The 17,636-nt window shown below is 42.9% G+C and carries 19 protein-coding genes and 1 pseudogene; 7 read left to right on the plus strand and 13 right to left on the minus strand.

Annotated features, from left to right (window positions below; translation table 11 throughout):
- Window positions 1-78 precede the first annotated feature (78 nt).
- Both NIES1031_RS20115 and NIES1031_RS20120 read right to left on the minus strand, forming a co-directional pair.
- Window positions 79-858 carry a class I SAM-dependent methyltransferase gene (locus NIES1031_RS20115; RefSeq protein WP_073551247.1) on the minus strand — a complete coding sequence of 260 codons (780 nt, stop codon included), beginning with the start codon at window positions 856-858 and terminating at the stop codon, window positions 79-81.
- 188 nt (window positions 859-1,046) lie between these two features.
- Window positions 1,047-1,235, minus strand: a complete 189-nt coding sequence (locus NIES1031_RS20120) for a hypothetical protein (protein WP_073551248.1) — start codon at window positions 1,233-1,235, stop codon at window positions 1,047-1,049.
- A 48-nt stretch (window positions 1,236-1,283) separates the two neighbouring features.
- Between NIES1031_RS20120 and NIES1031_RS20125 the strand changes: the two genes are divergently transcribed.
- On the plus strand, window positions 1,284-1,469 hold the full coding sequence (locus tag NIES1031_RS20125) for a hypothetical protein (RefSeq protein ID WP_218596887.1): 186 nt from the start codon (window positions 1,284-1,286) through the stop codon (window positions 1,467-1,469).
- Window positions 1,466-1,751: pseudogene (locus NIES1031_RS20130) on the plus strand (type II toxin-antitoxin system RelE/ParE family toxin). The gene NIES1031_RS20125 and the pseudogene NIES1031_RS20130 overlap by 4 nt, the downstream one beginning before the upstream one ends.
- A gap of 95 nt (window positions 1,752-1,846) precedes the next feature.
- Here NIES1031_RS20130 and NIES1031_RS20135 read toward each other — a convergent pair.
- The 6 genes from NIES1031_RS20135 to groES form a co-directional block, all read right to left on the minus strand.
- A complete protein-coding gene (locus tag NIES1031_RS20135; RefSeq protein WP_073551249.1) occupies window positions 1,847-2,794 on the minus strand; it encodes an iron-siderophore ABC transporter substrate-binding protein in 948 nt (315 codons plus the stop codon).
- 27 nt (window positions 2,795-2,821) lie between these two features.
- Window positions 2,822-5,050: a TonB-dependent siderophore receptor gene (locus tag NIES1031_RS20140; RefSeq protein WP_236738923.1), complete on the minus strand. Its 2,229-nt coding sequence runs from the start codon at window positions 5,048-5,050 to the stop codon at window positions 2,822-2,824.
- Complete coding sequence (locus NIES1031_RS25830) at window positions 5,001-5,309, minus strand: hypothetical protein (protein WP_236738924.1); 309 nt, start codon at window positions 5,307-5,309, stop codon at window positions 5,001-5,003. The genes NIES1031_RS20140 and NIES1031_RS25830 overlap by 50 nt, the downstream gene beginning before the upstream one ends.
- Before the next feature lie 191 nt (window positions 5,310-5,500).
- Window positions 5,501-6,508: a helix-turn-helix transcriptional regulator gene (locus tag NIES1031_RS20145; RefSeq protein ID WP_073551250.1), complete on the minus strand. Its 1,008-nt coding sequence runs from the start codon at window positions 6,506-6,508 to the stop codon at window positions 5,501-5,503.
- A 184-nt stretch (window positions 6,509-6,692) separates the two neighbouring features.
- Window positions 6,693-8,333, minus strand: a complete 1,641-nt coding sequence (gene groL, locus NIES1031_RS20150) for a chaperonin GroEL (protein ID WP_073551251.1) — start codon at window positions 8,331-8,333, stop codon at window positions 6,693-6,695.
- Between the two features lie 45 nt (window positions 8,334-8,378).
- The gene (gene groES / locus NIES1031_RS20155; protein ID WP_073551252.1) at window positions 8,379-8,690 is read right to left on the minus strand and encodes a co-chaperone GroES; all 312 of its coding nucleotides are present in this window, start codon (window positions 8,688-8,690) and stop codon (window positions 8,379-8,381) included.
- 420 nt (window positions 8,691-9,110) lie between these two features.
- Here groES and NIES1031_RS20160 point away from each other — a divergent pair, with 420 nt between their 5' ends.
- Both NIES1031_RS20160 and NIES1031_RS25160 read left to right on the plus strand, forming a co-directional pair.
- On the plus strand, window positions 9,111-9,509 hold the full coding sequence (locus NIES1031_RS20160) for a sulfatase-like hydrolase/transferase (protein ID WP_269086034.1): 399 nt from the start codon (window positions 9,111-9,113) through the stop codon (window positions 9,507-9,509).
- Window positions 9,510-9,608: 99 nt separating this feature from the next.
- Window positions 9,609-9,827 carry a hypothetical protein gene (locus NIES1031_RS25160; RefSeq protein WP_218596888.1) on the plus strand — a complete coding sequence of 73 codons (219 nt, stop codon included), beginning with the start codon at window positions 9,609-9,611 and terminating at the stop codon, window positions 9,825-9,827.
- A 45-nt stretch (window positions 9,828-9,872) separates the two neighbouring features.
- Here NIES1031_RS25160 and NIES1031_RS20170 read toward each other — a convergent pair whose 3' ends face one another.
- The gene (locus NIES1031_RS20170; RefSeq protein ID WP_218596889.1) at window positions 9,873-10,589 is read right to left on the minus strand and encodes a hypothetical protein; all 717 of its coding nucleotides are present in this window, start codon (window positions 10,587-10,589) and stop codon (window positions 9,873-9,875) included.
- 57 nt (window positions 10,590-10,646) lie between these two features.
- Entirely contained in the window at window positions 10,647-11,726 is a 1,080-nt protein-coding gene (acsF, locus tag NIES1031_RS20175; RefSeq protein ID WP_073551255.1) for a magnesium-protoporphyrin IX monomethyl ester (oxidative) cyclase, read from the minus strand.
- Window positions 11,727-12,026: 300 nt separating this feature from the next.
- Between acsF and NIES1031_RS20180 the strand changes: the two genes are divergently transcribed.
- Window positions 12,027-12,533 (plus strand): NINE protein, encoded by a 507-nt coding sequence (locus NIES1031_RS20180; protein WP_073551256.1) that lies wholly within the window; start codon window positions 12,027-12,029, stop codon window positions 12,531-12,533.
- 111 nt (window positions 12,534-12,644) lie between these two features.
- Here the strand turns inward: NIES1031_RS20180 and NIES1031_RS20185 are convergent, their stop codons facing one another.
- Window positions 12,645-13,373 carry a DUF2996 domain-containing protein gene (locus NIES1031_RS20185; RefSeq protein WP_073551257.1) on the minus strand — a complete coding sequence of 243 codons (729 nt, stop codon included), beginning with the start codon at window positions 13,371-13,373 and terminating at the stop codon, window positions 12,645-12,647.
- On the opposite strand from NIES1031_RS20185, the gene NIES1031_RS24540 reads away from it, so the two are divergent.
- Window positions 13,373-13,531, plus strand: coding sequence for a hypothetical protein (locus NIES1031_RS24540; RefSeq protein WP_178378200.1), 159 nt, complete (start codon window positions 13,373-13,375; stop codon window positions 13,529-13,531). The two genes, NIES1031_RS20185 and NIES1031_RS24540, sit on opposite strands and share 1 nt — an antisense overlap.
- Window positions 13,532-13,623: 92 nt before the next feature.
- Here NIES1031_RS24540 and NIES1031_RS20190 read toward each other — a convergent pair whose 3' ends face one another.
- Both NIES1031_RS20190 and thrC read right to left on the minus strand, forming a co-directional pair.
- Window positions 13,624-13,899: a MoaD/ThiS family protein gene (locus NIES1031_RS20190; RefSeq protein WP_073551258.1), complete on the minus strand. Its 276-nt coding sequence runs from the start codon at window positions 13,897-13,899 to the stop codon at window positions 13,624-13,626.
- Between the two features lie 93 nt (window positions 13,900-13,992).
- Window positions 13,993-15,291, minus strand: coding sequence for a threonine synthase (gene thrC / locus NIES1031_RS20195; RefSeq protein WP_073551259.1), 1,299 nt, complete (start codon window positions 15,289-15,291; stop codon window positions 13,993-13,995).
- A 357-nt stretch (window positions 15,292-15,648) separates the two neighbouring features.
- Between thrC and NIES1031_RS20200 the strand changes: the two genes are divergently transcribed.
- Window positions 15,649-17,589, plus strand: coding sequence for a primary-amine oxidase (locus NIES1031_RS20200; protein ID WP_073551260.1), 1,941 nt, complete (start codon window positions 15,649-15,651; stop codon window positions 17,587-17,589).
- Window positions 17,590-17,636: the final 47 nt, after the last annotated feature.

Here is a 17,636-nt window from a genome sequence, read left to right on the forward strand (position 1 = left end):
CACCCGCTGAGTTAATGATTTTTTAGGTTTACTGATTGTTATCTATAAATAACAGCTTATATCAATTCTCCCTTCAACTTATTGATTTGCTGAAGCCAAATATACACTGGTGCAATAACTCATATAAACTATTCCTTGATCATTACAACTAAGATAATACAATTGTTGTAGGTTTGCAATTAGTTGCTGCTTTGCTAATTCTTCATTAGGTATATAAGAAACACTCAAAGCCCGACCAATTAATCCAGGCAAATCTAATTCTTGCTTATAGGCGAACTTGTCCTCTTGGATGTTAACAAAATACGGATTTGCAAACAACGGTTCTACCGATTTAAGACGTGATTCAGCAGGATGATTATTAGAAGCTTCACGTACTAAACGGCTATATTCCGCAGTAAATGTATCTTGGTGATCGCGGTCATTCCATACTAGCGCTAATCGTCCTGATGGTTTTAAAATGCGATGAAATTCTTGTAAACTTGACTCAGGGTTAAACCAATGAAACGCTTGAAAACAAGTGACTAAATTAACTGAATTATTTGGTAGATTAGTGCTTTCAGCGGTTCCTTCACGAAATTCTACTAATTGATGGAGTTCCGCCATTTGTCGCATTGCAGCATTCGGTTCAATTGCAATTACTTGTACTCCTCGTTGGGCTAGTAACCGCGCGGAAATACCTGTTCCCGCGCCAATATCTGCCACTAACGCTTGCGATGTATCTAATCCTTTGAAAATAACGTCAATAGCTTCAGACGGGTAGCTAGGACGGTATTTTGCATAATCTGTTGCTTTATCAGAAAAGCGTGTTAGCGGATTTAAAGTGTATAGTTGTGTAGTATCCGAATTAGATTCGCTCATGACTGATAATAAGGAACGCAGCACATTATTTTTATAATTTTATCGCATTTTTGATACGAACTACTCCAAACACTAAGGATGCAAAGAATAGAGGTAGTGAGGGACTTTCTGAAAAAATTAAGATTGTTAAAGAGATTTTATAATTACTTTTATGGATGTTTGCCTAGTAGTTATTTTAATTACCAATGTTATTCAGCCACCGCGTCATAATCCGGTAAAATATCTTCTATATTTCTCAATACAGAAACGGCGTAGCTTGCTATACAAATTAATACGATAACGAATGAGAAAAGCGCAAATTGTAGCGCCATCCCACTACCTTGTTTAGTACCAAAGATATTTCCCAAATACGGTGCGAGTATTCCTCCAGGAAGCATTGCGGGTTCAAATATAGGGTTATGGTAAAATCCAAGTTTGAGTAGGTTTTGGAGAATATTGAAACACTGTCCGTTAATGAACAAGAGGTACTAATTGATGTAATTCGTCATCAACTAGCAGAGCGACGGCGAAATGAAATTGCTGCTAACATTGCTCAAGCCCAGGAAGAATATCGAACAGGTAATGTGTTTCGTGAAACTGTAGATGAGATTTTGGATGAACTACACCAATGAAAACGTTGTTTTTTTCATCGTCATTTAAACGGGAATTTAAGCGATTGATACGACGAAAACCAAACTTGCAAACTCGAATTGAAGAGCGTTTAGTGCTTCTGTGCAGCTAATCCGTTTAATCCGCTATTGCAAACCCATAAGCTCAAAGGTAAGTTGGCTGGAGCTTGGGCGTGTTCAGTAGAGTACGATTGTCGCATTGTGTTTAGTTTTGTCGTGAATCCAGAGTCAGATGAAGAAGAAATTCTGCTGTTCGATATCGGTAGCCACGATGAGGTGTATTGAACAACTCTTGGTGATCGCACTAACGGACTAATGTTGCAGTGAAAATAGACGATCGCATCAACTCATCCACTGTCATAATTTCACTACTATTTACATTAATCGTTCTCCTCAACTAAACACTCAAACAAATCGTCCAAAATTCGATTAGCACCACCAATGTTGCGCTGTGCAACCCAAATGTTATAGTCTACGGTGTAAACTTTGCCGCGTTGAACGACATCTAACTTTGACCACAACGGATGCTGCTGTAACTTTGACAAAGTTGATGATTCAGAGTCAGGATTAACCACAAACATCACATCAGCATCAAGCAACTTGAGCATTTCCAGCGAAATCATTTGTGAAAAACCAGCGTGGCGTTGTGCGTTTGGTCGTTGTAAGCCTGTTTCTGCAATGACTGCACCCATAAAAGAATCTTTGAGGTAAATAGCTGCTGGCTGACCCGCATTATAGTTATAAGATGTCGTAATTGATACTTCAGTTTGTGTGAGACGATTTCCCATGCGACGTTGAAACTCTTGTACGCGCTGTTCATAATTTTCGATTAGTTGCTCAGCTTGTTGCGTTTTATTCAAAGCTTGAGCGTAAAGTTTTAAATCTTCCTTCCATTGGGGATCTTCGGCTCTAGCAATAATAGTTGGTGCAATTTGTGACAACTGCGGATAAATTTCTTTGTCCCACTGAGTACCTAAAATCAAATCTGGTTTTAGAAGTGCAATTTTTTCAAGATTGGGTTGCGTATCACCACCAATATTTTCAATTCCTTTTGTTTGTGCTTCAGGAAGCGAAAGATACTCCAAAGGAGAAGCAATAGGTTTAACTCCGAGTGCTAAAACAGCATCAAGAGGATTGGTATCGAGTACAATGATTCGTTGCGGATTCGTAGGAACACAAGCTTCACCCAACAAATGTTTAATGACTTGACATTCTGAAATTGTTGAGCGTACTTTTGCCGTGTTAGCGTTATTTTGAGGAAAACACGCAGAAAGTAAAAGGAATAACAGAATTAAGACAAAACGTTGATAATAATACTGATGTTTCATAGAATCTTAGCAACATATAAAACACGATTAAAATTGCCAAGAAACTGAACCCAGTAACGTCAACGGTTCGCCAGGAAAGACACGCAAATCGCTTTCAGCCGTTTCAAAATAACGAATGTCGAACAGGTTTCTAACGTTGAGGGCGACGCGGAACTGTCCTCGATTATAGAAGATTGCAGCATCAGTGCGGAAATAACTCGGTAAACTAAACGAGTTGTCCAAATCTCCCTCACGTTCGCCAACGTAAAATAGTCCTAGTCCAAAGCCTAATCCTTGTAGCGAACCTTGCTGAATTTCGTATGTTGTCCAAATATTAAAGGCATGATTGGGGACGTTATTGATTTGATTACCAACTTCATAAGTATTGTCCTCAGTAATTTCTGCATTGGTATAGGCATAACCTGCAATGATGTTCCATCCTGGTAAGATTTCACCAGTCACGTCTAACTCGATTCCTTGGCTTTGTTGTTCTCCGGTTTGAATCGAGAAATTAGGATCGTTGGGGTCTTCAGTAAGGACGTTCGCACGAGTAATATTGAAATATGCTAAGGTTGCCGCGAGGCGATCGCTTAAATCAGCTTTTACACCAAATTCGTATTGAGTACCGCGTTCCGGTTCAAACAGCCTATTATCTAACCCTGTACCTGTAACTTGCTTGAATGAACGGCTGTAACTAGCATAAAGTGAAATCGGTTCAATCGGTTGATAGACAATTCCGACGCGGGGACTAAAAGCGTCATCACTTTGCGAACCAGTGAGTTCACCTTCTTCTTTTGTTCTTTGCTCAACCCAGTCAAAGCGTCCACCCAGTAAGAATTTTAGGTTATCTAGTAGCCTAATCTGATCTTGAATATAAACACCATATTGATCCGTGTTGGTTGATGAAGTTGGAAACTCTGCTATGATTTCTCTGACGTTGTTAGAGCTATAGACGGGATTAAAAATATCGATGGGGCTAAGGCTACGTTCTAGGCTACGAACTGTATTGTTTAATGTATACAAGTCGAATCCAATTAATAGCTGATGGCTAATATTTCCTGTGTTAAAGTTGCCAACAACGTCTGCGTTCAAAATATACGTATTTGTATCTTGTTGCTCGGCGACAATCAATCTACGTGTTAAAGTGCGGTTGTCTTCTAAAAGAGTGTCAGGAAAAACTGAATTTTGCGGCTGTCTGTCGAACGAAACGCGAAAATTGTTACGAATTTGCCAGTTCTCATCCAGGCGATGTTCTAAGTTAAACCCTAGCCTTGTAGAACGACTGCTGACGAAATCAATTGATGGTTCGCCTAAAAAGCGATTAATCGGCAGTTCGCCGTTAGGATTGGGTAGAACAGTTCCTTTTGCTGGTAAACCGCGATCATTAGGCTGCTCGAAATAGTTATACTCAGCTTCTAAAGTCAAATCAGTATCATCGTCAAGACGTAGCGAAACAACTGGGGCAAATCCGTATCGCTTGATATCAAAGAAATCAACAAACGTATCGGTTCGATATCCGTAAGCATTGAAGCGATAGAGAACGTTATTTGCTTGATCAAAAAAACCCGATAAATCTATCAAGCCACTGTAAGTCTCAAAACTGCCGACACTGGCTTCTATGTTATAGAAAGGCGTACTTAGAGGTTGCTTAGTAACAATATTAACCGTTCCACCAGGTCCACCTTGACTAAACAACGCCGCCGCAGGTCCTTTAAGGACTTCAATGCGCTCAATGTTTCCTACTCCAATCTGAGTAAATGCAGCTCCAGCCTGTAGACCATTCCTAACAGTGTTGAAACTATCAAAGCCGCCAAAACCCCGAATTCGAGGAGCCTCGAATGCAGAGCGAGGTGATTGGTCAGCTTGTACGCCAGCAACATTTCTTAGCGCCTCGCTGACACGCTGCACTTGTTGCTCTCTCAACACTTGCTGCGGAACAATTTGAATTGAAAAAGGAATATCACGAGTTGGGGTATCGGTTCTTGTTCCAGTTGCTGTCTCTGGTACACGATACCCGTCTTGTTCTCCTGTTACGACAATTTCAATCGTCTCATCTTCAGATTCGGCTAATTGTGGTGCAATGCTCAATACCAATCCTTGAGCAACAGCGCTTACCTGTGCGGTTGGAGGTGCATCAAATCCAGTAACGGTGACTCGCACATTTTCACCTGGTAGATTAGTGACGCTAACTGATGCAATTCCTTGTGTGGGATCTACCGCTTGAAATTCACCATTGGGTAATGTCAATACCGCATTCGGAATATCTGCAAAGTGCATTGTCAACAACGCGCGTTACAGGTGTTACTAGTTGACCATTTGCGTCTAAGATGACTTCAATTCCGGCATCGGTAGGATTCAGTTGTACTGCTGTAATTTGGACTACAGCTTGTGCTATGCGATTATGCCATTCCTCAATTGTTGTCGCAGGTTGCACCATCTCATCACGACGCAACGGCGAATCTTCTGCCCATGCAGGTTGTGTCACAAGTGCGATGACCACTGCTAAAATTAACTGCTGTTGTCTTCTCATATCCACACACCAAACCTCGGCTTAGCTGTATTGCTTGCCAAGAATCAACAATTGCTAAGTCTTCTCAGGAAGATGATTGAGAGAATACGCGGTTTGGGCAGTTGTTTTCTCTTCAAGAAGGACTTTTTTCTCTTTATGGCGGACTTTTTTCTGAGGGGTGAGCGGTCAGATAAAACAATTACCAATTACCAATAATATTAAATATGACGATTTGCTAATTGATAAGCTTTTGGACTTGTGCCAAATTTACGACGAAAAGCGGCGTTGAAAGCTGTGGGACTTGCATAACCAACTGCGGTTGCGATCGCACTAATAGACCACTGCTCTAGCAACAGTTGCCGTGCCTTTTCCATGCGATATTGATGTAAGTAACCAAAAACAGTTGTGTTGAAAACTTGACGAAATCCTTGCTTGAGTTTGCGATCGTTCAGTCCTACCTGACGTGCTAAAGTAAGTAACGTTGGTGGATCGTCAATTTGTTGAATCAGAATCTTCTTGGCTTCATGAATGCGGTCAACATCATCCGGCTGCAATTGGATTTTTGATGCGATTTCAGAATCACTTTGTGCTTGGCTGAGAAATGGTACCAACAGTTCAACAGACTTGCTCTCAAGATACATTTGCTTGAGCACTCCCTGATACGAACAATTGAGTATTTGCGTTAAAGCAAGTTGCATTGCAGGTGTAATTGTGCGGAATGGAGATACAGGATAACAATCATCGCTGTCGATCATCCGTCGCAAGTCAGGAGTCAAAATGTCTGAGAAATTGCCCACAATAGACTTAAATACCGCAGGTTCGAGATGAATATCAACCGCCAGTTTTGGTTCCTTAGCAAATTCCTGACAGTAAAAACTTTCTAAGCAATCGTGCGCAACTATGTAATGTTGTCCGCTAGTGACATAATCACCCTGCCAATATCTGTTTGTTGAGGAAAGATTGAAAACAAACTCCAATTCTCGATAAGGTTCGCCTGTCGCTTCAGGTTGCGTGCTAATAACTGTCAAATCATCATGAAATCGATAATTGTGCAGCGTTAAAGTAATACCATTGCGTAAATAAATGTCGCGCTTACATCCTTGCGCCAATTGCGGTGGATACTCAACAATCCAATCACATTCGTCTGTTGCGTCAGCACGATAAGCACGATCCCGACTCTCTTGCCATAGTTCATCCCAGCTTGTATCCGAGAGTGCGATCGCCATTTTTCTCAACTAATAGCTTTTAGTGATTATCAAATTTTTGAGAATATATGTCAATAGATTCAGCGCTCTCTTTACTCTTCCTCTGCGTTCTCTGTGCCTAATAAGGTTCGTTAAAAAAAACAGCCACCTCCACCTGGAAGCAGCTGCTATAAAAGGGCAGAATTACCTGCCCATAACTGACCAATTAGTAGTCAAAATCTCCGCCACCCATACCAGCACCAGCGCCAGCAGCAGCATTATCCTTTGGTTCTGGCTTATCAACTACAATACATTCAGTCGTCAATACCATACCTGCGATCGATGCAGCATTTTGTAGTGCCGAACGAGTTACTTTAGCAGGGTCAACGATACCAGCTTCGAACATATCAACAAACTCATTTGTTGCAGCGTTGAAGCCAACATTGAAGTCTTTTTCTTTAACACGTTCAGCAATCACAGCACCGTTTTGACCAGCGTTTTCCGCAATCCGCTTTAATGGTGCAGCCAAAGCGCGAGAAACGATCATTGCACCAATCAACTCTTCATCCTTGAGACTGCCACTAGCCCAAGACTCCAAGTCAGGAGACAAGTGCGCTAGAGTTGTCCCACCACCAGGAACAATACCTTCTTCTACAGCAGCCTTTGTCGCGTTGATCGCGTCTTCAAGGCGCAGCTTGCGATCCTTCATTTCGGTTTCGGTAGCTGCACCAACTTTTACAACCGCAACTCCACCAGCAAGTTTAGCTAAACGCTCTTGTAGTTTCTCTTTGTCGTAGGAAGACTCGGTTTCTTCCATTTGACGGCGAATTTGCTCGCAACGAGCCTTAACAGCTTGCTCGTTACCTTCCGCAACGATTGTGGTGTTGTCTTTGGTAATTGTCACACGGCGAGCTTTACCGAGCATTTCCAGCTTGGTGTTTTCTAGTTTCAAACCAGCGTCTTCAGTAATAACTTGACCACCTGTGAGAACTGCAATGTCTTCCAGCATCGACTTGCGGCGATCGCCAAAGCCAGGAGCCTTAACCGCAGCTACATTTAATACACCACGCAAGCGGTTGACTACTAGAGTCGCCAACGCTTCTTTCTCAATATCTTCGGCGATGATGATTAGTGGACGACCGGAACGTGCAACTTGCTCTAGTACTGGTACTAAATCTTGTACCAAAGTAATCTTTTTATCGGTGAGCAACAGGTAAGGTTCATCAAATACTGCTTCCATCCGCTCAGGATCGGTAGCAAAGTAAGGCGAGATGTAGCCTTTATCAAAGCGCATGCCTTCAGTGATTTCAAGTTCAGTCGTCATCGACTTCCCTTCCTCGAGGGAAATAACGCCTTCTTTACCGACTTTATCCATTGCATCGGCAATCATTTGACCGACTTCTTCATCGTTACCAGCACTGATCGAACCAACTTGCGCGATCGCTTTAGAGTCTTCTACTGGACGTGCGTGTTCAGCGATTTTGCTTACTAAAAAGTTAGTTGCTTTGTCAATACCACGTTTGAGAGAGATCGCATTTGCACCGGCTGCAACGTTGCGTAAGCCTTCTTTAACCATTGCATGAGCTAAAACGGTCGCTGTTGTTGTCCCGTCACCTGCAGCGTCGTTTGTTTTAGAAGCAGCTTGCCGAATCAGCGAAACTCCAGTATTTTCGACGTGGTCTTCTAATTCGATTTCTTTCGCAATTGTTACGCCGTCGTTAACAATCTGTGGGGCACCAAACTTCTTCTCTAGCACTACGTTGCGTCCTTTTGGACCTAGGGTGACAGCAACAGATTCAGCTAGAATGTCCATGCCTTTTTCGAGGGCACGACGAGCGTTTTCGTTGTAGATAATGCGCTTTGCCATAGTTATCTATGATTTTGGTAATTGGTGAGTAATAAGTGATTGGTATTAGCTAACTACTGCAAGGATGTCTTTTTCAGACAACAGCACATACTCTTCGGTACCTAGTTTGATGTCTGTACCTGCATACTTGGAGTAAAGTACTTTGTCGCCAACTTTAATTTCCATTTCCTGGCGCGAACCGTCATCGCCGCGTCTACCAGGACCAATAGCAACAACTTCTCCAACTTGTGGCTTTTCTTTTGCGGTGTCAGGTAAATATAATCCACCTGCTGTTTTTTCTTCTGATGCGCTGACTTTAACAAAAACACGGTCAGCTAAGGGTTTTACTGTAGAAACACTTAGAGATACTGCTGCCATACAAAATTTTCTGCCTTTAGCACTCTCAACTTCTGAGTGCTAATCTAGCGAACAGCGAGTGCGATCGCAACAAAATCGGAGGTACGGTTTCCCGAACTTCTGAGTACGAATCAGTTCTTTTCTATTGATATACTGAACTCGATTAAAGTCGTATTAACTACAGTAAAAGTTAAGTTATACCTTCAATGTCCTAACTACCCCAACGAGACTGCTATAGGTAGTGGCACATCCTAATTAATGAAATCCGTAAATTGCTCAATAATAAGTCTTCGTTAAAAAACGAACTTAGTTTATGCAGCAAGCTAAAATCCTCACTAAAATCTCCCGCCGAAGTTTTCTAAATTATTGTGTAGCGACTACTTTGAGTGAATTGACTTTCTTACAAGTAGGACATTCAACTTCTCGACTTCTCGACCGAATATTCTATTAATTACAGCTGACGATCTTGGACAAACATTGAGTTGTTATGGCGATAAAGTAGCACGAACACCTCATATTGATCGTCTGGCGAGTGAAGGTATTCTGTTTCTGAATAGTTATGTTACGCAAACTTCGTGTAGCCCCTCACGCAGTAGCTTGTTTACAGGGCTTTATCCGCATCAAACAGGTGATATATCAAATGAACTAGGGCAAATTGGGCTACCGTATAGCAATAGCGGCTACTCTATGGCTCCTAGCGTGGTGACTCTTCCACAACTGCTCAAAGCCCAAGGATATTGTACAGGAATTATTGGCAAGCTACACGTCTACCCAGAAACTTCATTTCCTTTTGATGTCAATGTATTACCAAAAGCACTTAATACGCGTGATGTTCAATGAGTAGCACAACGCGCCAGCGAGTTTTTCGCGCAACAACGCGAACAGCCTTTTTTTTAAGGATTAGCTATAATGATCCTCATACGCCTTTTGAGGCTCAATTTGATAACTATCCTCAGCACCCTTATAAATCTACAGAAGTTCCGCCTGCAAAACGATCCACACGAGTTTAATAACCTAGCCGGCAAATTAGAGTATCAAAATATACAGAATCTTTTGCTTGATGAACTTCTTAACTGGCGTCAGCAAACCGCAGATCCACTACTCGATCCCGCAGTGTTAGCAGCTATGGTAAAAGCACATTATGGTCGAAAGAAGTGAGAGGTAGAACCCTGATCCCCGACCTCTGATCCCTGACTCCTCCAATTACGGCATCCACTCTAAAATAATTCCGACGCGGCTATCTTTACTTTGACGGGAATTTTGCTGTTGAATACCAGTAGAAACACGTAAGCTTTGTGTAATAGCGTAACTTATAGATAACGTTGTTAATCCGACTTCTGTATCTGTACCTAAAGCCACCCAACTTTGAGAAAGTGAAATATCAGCTGCACCATCGCGCGAAAAAGCTAAAAGAAGTCGCGCACCAAGATTAACTCCATCAAGTGAATAGGCGTCGGTTTCTAGATGACGATATCCTATGAGTGGTGCAACATTGATGTAGCTACCTAGGGGACGCAAATAGTAACGCAGTTCTCCACCATAACTTGTACGATCGCTATCAAAAGCCGTGTAATATTCGCCACTTACGGTGAAACGAGTGCTACCAATAAAAACATCTTCAACTCCAAGAGTGATTCCTGCGGCTTGTGCCGAGAGAAACAAAGAATAGCCTAATCGTAGGCGCGTGCGAAAGCTAGGATCGCGCGTGATTTCTTCTAAAATGTTTGGTACTTGCTCGCGCCAGCGTTGCAAAACTGGGCTATCTTCAATGTCTGGACTTAAATCTAAATCAGATGCACGAGGGATAGAAGAAGGCTGTGGTTGGCTGCGGGCGGAAGTCGAAAATATTTGCAGGTAGAAAAGAAAGCTAAAAATAATTAGTAAGCGATCGCGCATTTCTTGGCGTCTGTAACTGTTCATAAAAAAAGTGGCTCTGCGCTTTGCAGAACCACCGCAGCGGAGCAAAACTTAGAAATTTTAACGCACCGCGCCGTGTTGTGTCGCTGCATCAATTGGCTTAATCAGATATAAACATAAGAATTGCCAACCATTTGCAACGTATAGCGGTAGTTTTTGGAAAAATTGTAAGAACTTGGGCGTGTTGGAATTGACGATCGCACTTAGCTTCTCATTATTCTTAATACAAACATCAAGTCGGCGATAAAAATCTGGATGTGCGACGTTTAAAATAATTGGGAAGACGCGCCCTGCGGTTTCGTTGGTTTTCTCAATGACGTAGATATCGTAATCTCGAGCATTTAAACCAATCGATTGATAAAATCCTGCACGTTGGATGTCGTTGAGATACATCGTCGCAAACACCGACAGCAAGAAGAAGCGACACCATAACCGCGCTTTCCAATCATTCAAAATCTGTGGTTGCGATCGCATTAGTGCATCAAAGAAATCGCCATGACGGTTTTCGTCTTGACACCAGTTTTCAAAGAAGCGGAAGATTGGATAGATGCGGTTTTCTGGATGTGCAGCTAGATGGCGATAGATTGTGATGTACCGCCAGTAACCAATTTTCTCGGAGAGATACGTTGCGTAGAAAATAAACTTCGGTTTGAAGAACGTATACTTACGACTCTTCGTTAAAAAGCCCAAATCGAGCGACAAATTAAAGTCTGATAGCGCTTTGTTTAAGAAACCTGCATGACGTGCTTCATCGCGCGACATCAAGGCGAACGATTCTGCAAGCAGAGGATTTTTGTCTTTGAGACGACGGCTAAGTTCTTTGTACAACAGAAAGCCGGAAAACTCAGCGGTGCAAGAACGCTCTAAAAATTCGACGAATAAGCGGCGAGTTTCACCGTCAATATGCTCCCAAGATTGCTCAAACTCCGCGTCTCGGACGAAGTGATGGCGATTGTAGTCGGTGCGAAACTCTTCTAAAAGCGCTTGGAGTTCCTCTTCATTCACCGAAAGATCCATCCGCGCCATCTCATCGAAATCTGTTGTATAAAATCGTGGCGTCAGCAGGGTTTCCTTTGCAGGTACTTTCACCCCTGGGCGCATTTCTTCAAATTCTGCTGGTTTTTTAAGTGAATCAACCATAGTTTTTATTTGCCCTTTTCTGCTGTGGGTTTGTGCTTGGGGCAGTTGAGTTAATAACTGAATAACAATCGATAAAGCTTAGTCTACCAAGGCTTATGGGTAGGAAAAACACTTATTTAGTTAAGAGTTGCAACACGCTGTCAATTTTTTTAACAAATTTGTGATCGCTTACTGTAGTGCTATTCGCAACACGCAAGCCATACTAAAAGTTAAAAGTTAAAGCTAAGGTAATAAAAAGAGAAGTATGCAACTTGTTTAACTCGCGCGACTTTTTATCTCAATCTAATATTCTTTCCACCTATGAAAACTGGAGATTCCCAACTACCAGCAAAGCCCCCAAATAAAGTGAGTAGTGCTTATTTACTGTGGCTGGGCTGTCTGTTACAGCTAAATGGACTGCACCGCATTTATAACGGCAAAATCGTCACAGGATTAATCTGGCTAGGTACTTTTGGTTTATTTGGTGTCGGGCAAGTCATTGACTTATTTTTGATTCCCCGCATGGTTGATGACTACAACACAAAGCTCAGAGCAAAAATGGGTTTATCTCCGTATGGTGTGCCGTTAGCTCAACCGGCATTTGTGACAAATGTGATTAAACCATCCCGCGAGCAGTTGATGGTGCGACTCGTGCGCGCAGCGGCAAAACGGGGTGGTAAGATATCGGTAACGCAGGGCGTCATGGATACTGGAGCTAGCTTTATTGAAGTAGAATCAACACTCAAAGAAATGCTAAAAACAGGTTATGTCGGAATCGATAACGATCCCGACACTGGTGTTATTGTTTACACGTTTTTAGAAATGTAGGTAGAAAGGAGTTTAGAGGTCAGAGAATAAAGCAATAAATACTTGATCGATACATTCGTTTTTCTGAGAGTCGCGACAGACTGATCTCCGATCTCTGACTTCTAGTATTGATTAATTTCGAGACAACCATTTTTGAGCATTTAAGCGCTGCATCACGCCAAATACCATTAAATCAAGCGTTATTCTGCGCTCGTCAATCAAGAAAGGCTCAATCGCGCTGGGCTTAGAACCTTCGTAGCAAGATAACGCGCGTTGTCCTTGAATACTTTCTTCAGGAAAATAAATATTAAACCGTCGTCGTCCATTTAGCCAAGACCCTTTGACTTGCCAGCATTCGTCGGTTATCTCTGCAACGTTGATCTTTTCTTTGGCAAACTTAAGATCTAAGTCTTGAACGCCTTCTTTAGCAAGTGCTTTTTGCAACGCCGGAAGATAATCTTGCTGGATGAATTCGGTAAAAGGCTTGTCTTCAACAGCGGGGGGTTTCTCTTTTTTTGCTTTAGCGGCGGGTTTATCGCCAGCAGCTTTAGCAGCGGCGGGAGCTTTTTTTGCAGCTGGCTTAGCTTCGGGAGATTCTTCTGATGCCTTGTCTGCTGATTTCGCTTTAGCAGCATTTGGATTGACTTCAGGATTTGCTGCTTGCGGATCAGGAGCATTTGCAGAAGGGATGTCTGTTGTTTCAGGTTCATCCGTGCTGTGAAGATGCTCTGAAACGACGCTAGGCGCTTGTTCTTCTACGGTACTAGGGGGAGCTTCCTTTCCCGCCGTTTTTCCTTCAGGGGCTTCAGCAACGTTAGGTTTTTCTTCTCCATTCGTCGCTGGAGTTTGTTCATCTGCCATTGCTCAGGTTTATCCTTTGTCTAGCTTTAAGCGCGATCGCTTCGCTTCACGCACGCTTGATTTACTACTTTAAATATTGCCACAGAATCGCCGCAATCAAGTTCATTGGTGTAATTAGTGCAGGCGATCGCACTATAGAAATCGTAGCGAAAACTTAGTTGCGTTCTACCAAGTAATTTAACAGCAAAAAAGAGCCACTACAGATGGTGCGGCTCTATGACAAAGGGTTATATCTTGATTACTTACTGATTTAACCACCCGCAACTGCTGGAACAATACTCACTTCATCGCCTTCTTTAAGTGGTGTTTCGGTTCCATCTAAAAAGCGAATATCTTCGCTGTTAACGTATAAGTTTAAAAAGCGCCGTGGTTGTCCTTGTTCGTCACAAAGCCGTGATTTGATACCAGGACAGCTTTGTTCTAATGATTCAATCAATTCGGCGATGTTGCTACCGTTGCATTCGAGCGTAGCTTGATTATTCGTAAATTTCTGTAATGGTGTGGGAATTAATACTTTAACAGCCATAGTTGAGTTTGCCAATTGAAAGTTAGGGAAAGCGCATTGTAACGCGCCCAAATAGCAAGCAAAAAATCTATCAGTTGAGGTGGGAAACTTATACTATACTAAAACTTGTTGCCAGTCGAGACGCTCTAAAGTACGCGATCGCTCTAATGCTCGTTCAAAACTATCGAGCTTAGCCTCAATCGTCAACGGTTCGCCCACGTAGCCTTGTACGGCTTCTTGGGTTTTGAGTCCGTTTCCAGTGATGTAAGCAACTGTCGTTTCGTCTGGATCAATCTTACCCGCTTCGACTAATTTTTTAAGAACTGCGATCGTTGTTCCGCCTGCTGTTTCGGTAAAGATGCCTTCAGTTTCGGCAAGTAGCTTGATGCCTTCGATAATTTCAGCATCGGTGACGGATGCAATACTTCCGTCGGTCTTGCGGGCAATTTCTAGAGCATAGATGCCATCAGCAGGATTTCCGATCGCAATTGATTTGGCAATTGTATTTGGTTTAACGGGTTTAACAAATTCGCGTTCTTCTTGATAGGCTTGCGCGATGGGCGAACAACCTTCGGCTTGCGCGCCGCTGAACCGTACGCTTTTATCTTCGACTAAGCCGACTTGAATAAACTCTTGAAATCCTTTGTAGATCTTGGTGAATAAAGAACCCGATGCTAAAGGCGCAACGATGTGATCGGGTAATTGCCAGCCGAGTTGTTCTGCAACTTCGTAACCCAGCGTTTTGGAACCTTCTGAGTAATACGGACGTAAATTGATATTGACGAAACCCCAACCATATGTATTTGCAACTTCACAACACAAGCGGTTTACTTGGTCGTAGTTACCTTGCACTGCCATTACGGTAGGGCTGTAGATTAATGTACCTAAAACTTTACCGGCTTCGAGATCAGCGGGAATGAAGACGCAACAATCTAATCCAGCATGGGCAGCGATTGCAGCGGTTGAATTTGCTAAATTTCCGGTACTTGCACACGATACAGTGGAAAAACCAAGTTCGCGGGCGCGCGATAAGGCGACAGATACCACCCGATCTTTGAAGCTGAGGGTGGGCATATTAACGGCATCATTTTTGATGTAGAGCTTTTTCAATCCCAGGCGACGAGCTAAGCGATTTGCTTGCACGAGGGGAGTCATCCCTGTACCGACATCAATGACGTTTTCAGTTGCGACGGGTAAGAAAGAACGATAGCGCCAAATTGAGTTGGGACCTGATTGAATACTTTCGCGCGTTACGGTACGGCGGAGGGTGTTGTAATCGTAGGTGACTTCCAATGGACCAAAGCAAGCTTCACAAACATGACTTGCTGTAAGTTCGTACTCAGCACCACATTCTTTACACTTGAGGGCTTTGAAGGTTGCCGCTATTGGGTTGAGGGTTTTTGCCTGGGTCATGGATCGCTCTCTACTTCATTTTCCGTCAACTGTCGCCTGATAGTAGCATGGTGCGTTTTTCTGCGTCAAATATATCCGATTATTTTTGTCGGGTTTTAATGAAGAGTTTTAGCGGAACGAACCACTAAGACGCAAAGATCGCAAAGGCAAGAGGTGTAAAGATGAGATGAAATGATTTGTATTGCTTAATTATCAAAAGCGTATGGATTGTCGGAAATCGATTTGTGAAGAGGAGGTTGGTAACTTTGGCTACAAACCTGTTATGACAAGCAACGTAGTGTAGGTCAAAGTGCGATCGCTTCATTTAAAAAGCACTTTTTCTCTTTGCCATCAAGACATAGTAATAAAACAGCCACTATGACTACTGCACATCTACCAAATACCTCGACAACACCAACCACAGTTCAGCATCCACTCGATCCACTCACACCTGAGGAAATTACAACTGCTGTCGCTACGGTTAAAGCAGAGTACAACTTGGGGAAAAAAGTCAGGTTTCCCACAGTTGTTCTGAAGGAACCGCCTAAGAGTGTTGTTCTTAACTTTCAAGAGGGTGACGATATTGAGCGTGAGGCTTTTGTTGGTATCCTGAATAATGAAGATGGGTTGACGTATGAGGCAGTTGTTTCGCTCAATACGAAAACTGTCAAGTCGTGGAAGCAGATTGCTGATGTCCAGCCGTCGATTATGCTGGATGAATTTATTGAGTGCGAAACGGCGGTAAAAGCGAGTCCTGAATTTCAGGAAGCAATAAAAAAACGGGGAATTACTGATCCAAGTTTAGTGATGGTTGACCCGTGGTCGGCGGGTTATTATGCCATCGAAAATGAGAAGGGATTGCGACTGTCACGGGCGTTGTGTTGGGTGCGTTCGAGTCCGACGGATAACGGCTATGCGCGTCCGATTGAAGGCGTGATTCCGGTTGTTGATTTGAATAAAATGGAAGTGATTCGGGTGGAAGATTACGGGGTTGTTCCTTTACCGCCGAATCCAGGAAATTATTCAACAGAATTTGTCAAAGATTTACGCAGTGATATTAAACCTTTAGAAATTACGCAGCCAGAAGGTCCGAGTTTTGACGTACAAGGTCACTTTATTCAGTGGCAAAAGTGGCAGTTTCGAATTGGGTTTACTCCACGAGAAGGTTTAGTTTTATACACTGTAGGTTACAAAGATCAAGGGCGCGTGCGTCCCATAATATATCGCGCATCGTTGTCAGATATGGTTGTGCCGTATGGCGATCCGCGACCACAACATTATCGTAAAAATGCGTTTGATGTTGGGGAATATGGCGTCGGAACTTTGGCGAATTCTTTGACATTAGGTTGCGATTGCTTGGGTGAAATTCGCTACTTTGATGCGTATATGACGAATAGTCGCGGACAAGTCGTGATGATTGAGAATGCGATATGTATGCATGAGGAAGATTACGGCATTCTCTGGAAACACGTTGATTGGAGAACAGAACATACTGAAGTGAGGCGATCGCGTCGTTTAGTCGTATCGTTTATCGCAACCGTTGGTAACTATGAATACGGATTTTTTTGGTATTTTTACCAAGATGGTACGATTCAGTACGAAGTCAAACTAACTGGTATCGTCAACACCGCCGCCGCAATGCCTGATGAAGTACCAAAGTACGGTACGTTAATCGCACCGCAGTTAAACGCCCCGATTCATCAACACTTCTTTAATGTGCGTTTAGATATGTGCGTTGATGGGGAAAATAACTCGGTTTATGAAGTGAATACTCAAGCTGAACCAATGGGACCTGATAATCCTTACGGTAATGCTTTCTATGCAGAGTCTACGCTTTTAGCAACTGAGTCAGAAGCGCAACGTATCATTGATCCTTTTACAGGACGTTATTGGAAGATTGTTAATCCTGCGGTACACAATAGCTTGGGTCAACCTGTGAGTTACAAACTCATGCCTGGTGAAAATATTTTACCGTTTGCGCATCCTGAATCAAGTGTGATTAAGCGTGCGGGATTTATGACAAAGCATTTGTGGGTGACTCCATACGATCCTGATGAACTTTATGCAGCGGGTGATTATCCTAATCAGCATCCTGGGGATGCAGGACTTCCAGCTTGGACAAAGGCAAATCGGGAAATTGAGAATACGGATGTTGTGGTTTGGTACACATTTGGACATAATCACGTGACTCGTCCTGAGGATTGGCCTGTGATGCCTGTCTCTTATATCGGTTTTATGTTGAAACCTGTGGGCTTTTTTGATGCAAGTCCGGCAATTGATGTTCCTCCCTCGGCGGCGAAGCATAAGTGTTGTTCTTGAAACGTAGACGCACAGCGGTGGCAGCGCGTTGGGCGGTGCCGACTTGA

This window comes from Chroogloeocystis siderophila 5.2 s.c.1 (genome assembly GCF_001904655.1).
GTDB lineage: Bacteria > Cyanobacteriota > Cyanobacteriia > Cyanobacteriales > Chroococcidiopsidaceae > Chroogloeocystis > Chroogloeocystis siderophila.

Bases quoted from the DNA above. Each gene is read 5' to 3' on its own strand.
- NIES1031_RS20115 (WP_073551247.1), bottom strand. From the start codon at position 858: ATGAGCGAATCTAATTCGGATACTACACAACTATACACTTTAAATCCG.
- NIES1031_RS20120 (WP_073551248.1), bottom strand. From the start codon at position 1,235: ATGCTTCCTGGAGGAATACTCGCACCGTATTTGGGAAATATCTTTGGT.
- NIES1031_RS20135 (WP_073551249.1), bottom strand. From the start codon at position 2,794: ATGAAACATCAGTATTATTATCAACGTTTTGTCTTAATTCTGTTATTC.
- NIES1031_RS20140 (WP_236738923.1), bottom strand. From the start codon at position 5,050: ATGCACTTTGCAGATATTCCGAATGCGGTATTGACATTACCCAATGGT.
- NIES1031_RS20145 (WP_073551250.1), bottom strand. From the start codon at position 6,508: ATGGCGATCGCACTCTCGGATACAAGCTGGGATGAACTATGGCAAGAG.
- groL (WP_073551251.1), bottom strand. From the start codon at position 8,333: ATGGCAAAGCGCATTATCTACAACGAAAACGCTCGTCGTGCCCTCGAA.
- groES (WP_073551252.1), bottom strand. From the start codon at position 8,690: ATGGCAGCAGTATCTCTAAGTGTTTCTACAGTAAAACCCTTAGCTGAC.
- NIES1031_RS20170 (WP_218596889.1), bottom strand. From the start codon at position 10,589: ATGAACAGTTACAGACGCCAAGAAATGCGCGATCGCTTACTAATTATT.
- acsF (WP_073551255.1), bottom strand. From the start codon at position 11,726: ATGGTTGATTCACTTAAAAAACCAGCAGAATTTGAAGAAATGCGCCCA.
- NIES1031_RS20180 (WP_073551256.1), top strand. From the start codon at position 12,027: ATGAAAACTGGAGATTCCCAACTACCAGCAAAGCCCCCAAATAAAGTG.
- NIES1031_RS20185 (WP_073551257.1), bottom strand. From the start codon at position 13,373: ATGGCAGATGAACAAACTCCAGCGACGAATGGAGAAGAAAAACCTAAC.
- NIES1031_RS20190 (WP_073551258.1), bottom strand. From the start codon at position 13,899: ATGGCTGTTAAAGTATTAATTCCCACACCATTACAGAAATTTACGAAT.
- thrC (WP_073551259.1), bottom strand. From the start codon at position 15,291: ATGACCCAGGCAAAAACCCTCAACCCAATAGCGGCAACCTTCAAAGCC.
- NIES1031_RS20200 (WP_073551260.1), top strand. From the start codon at position 15,649: ATGACTACTGCACATCTACCAAATACCTCGACAACACCAACCACAGTT.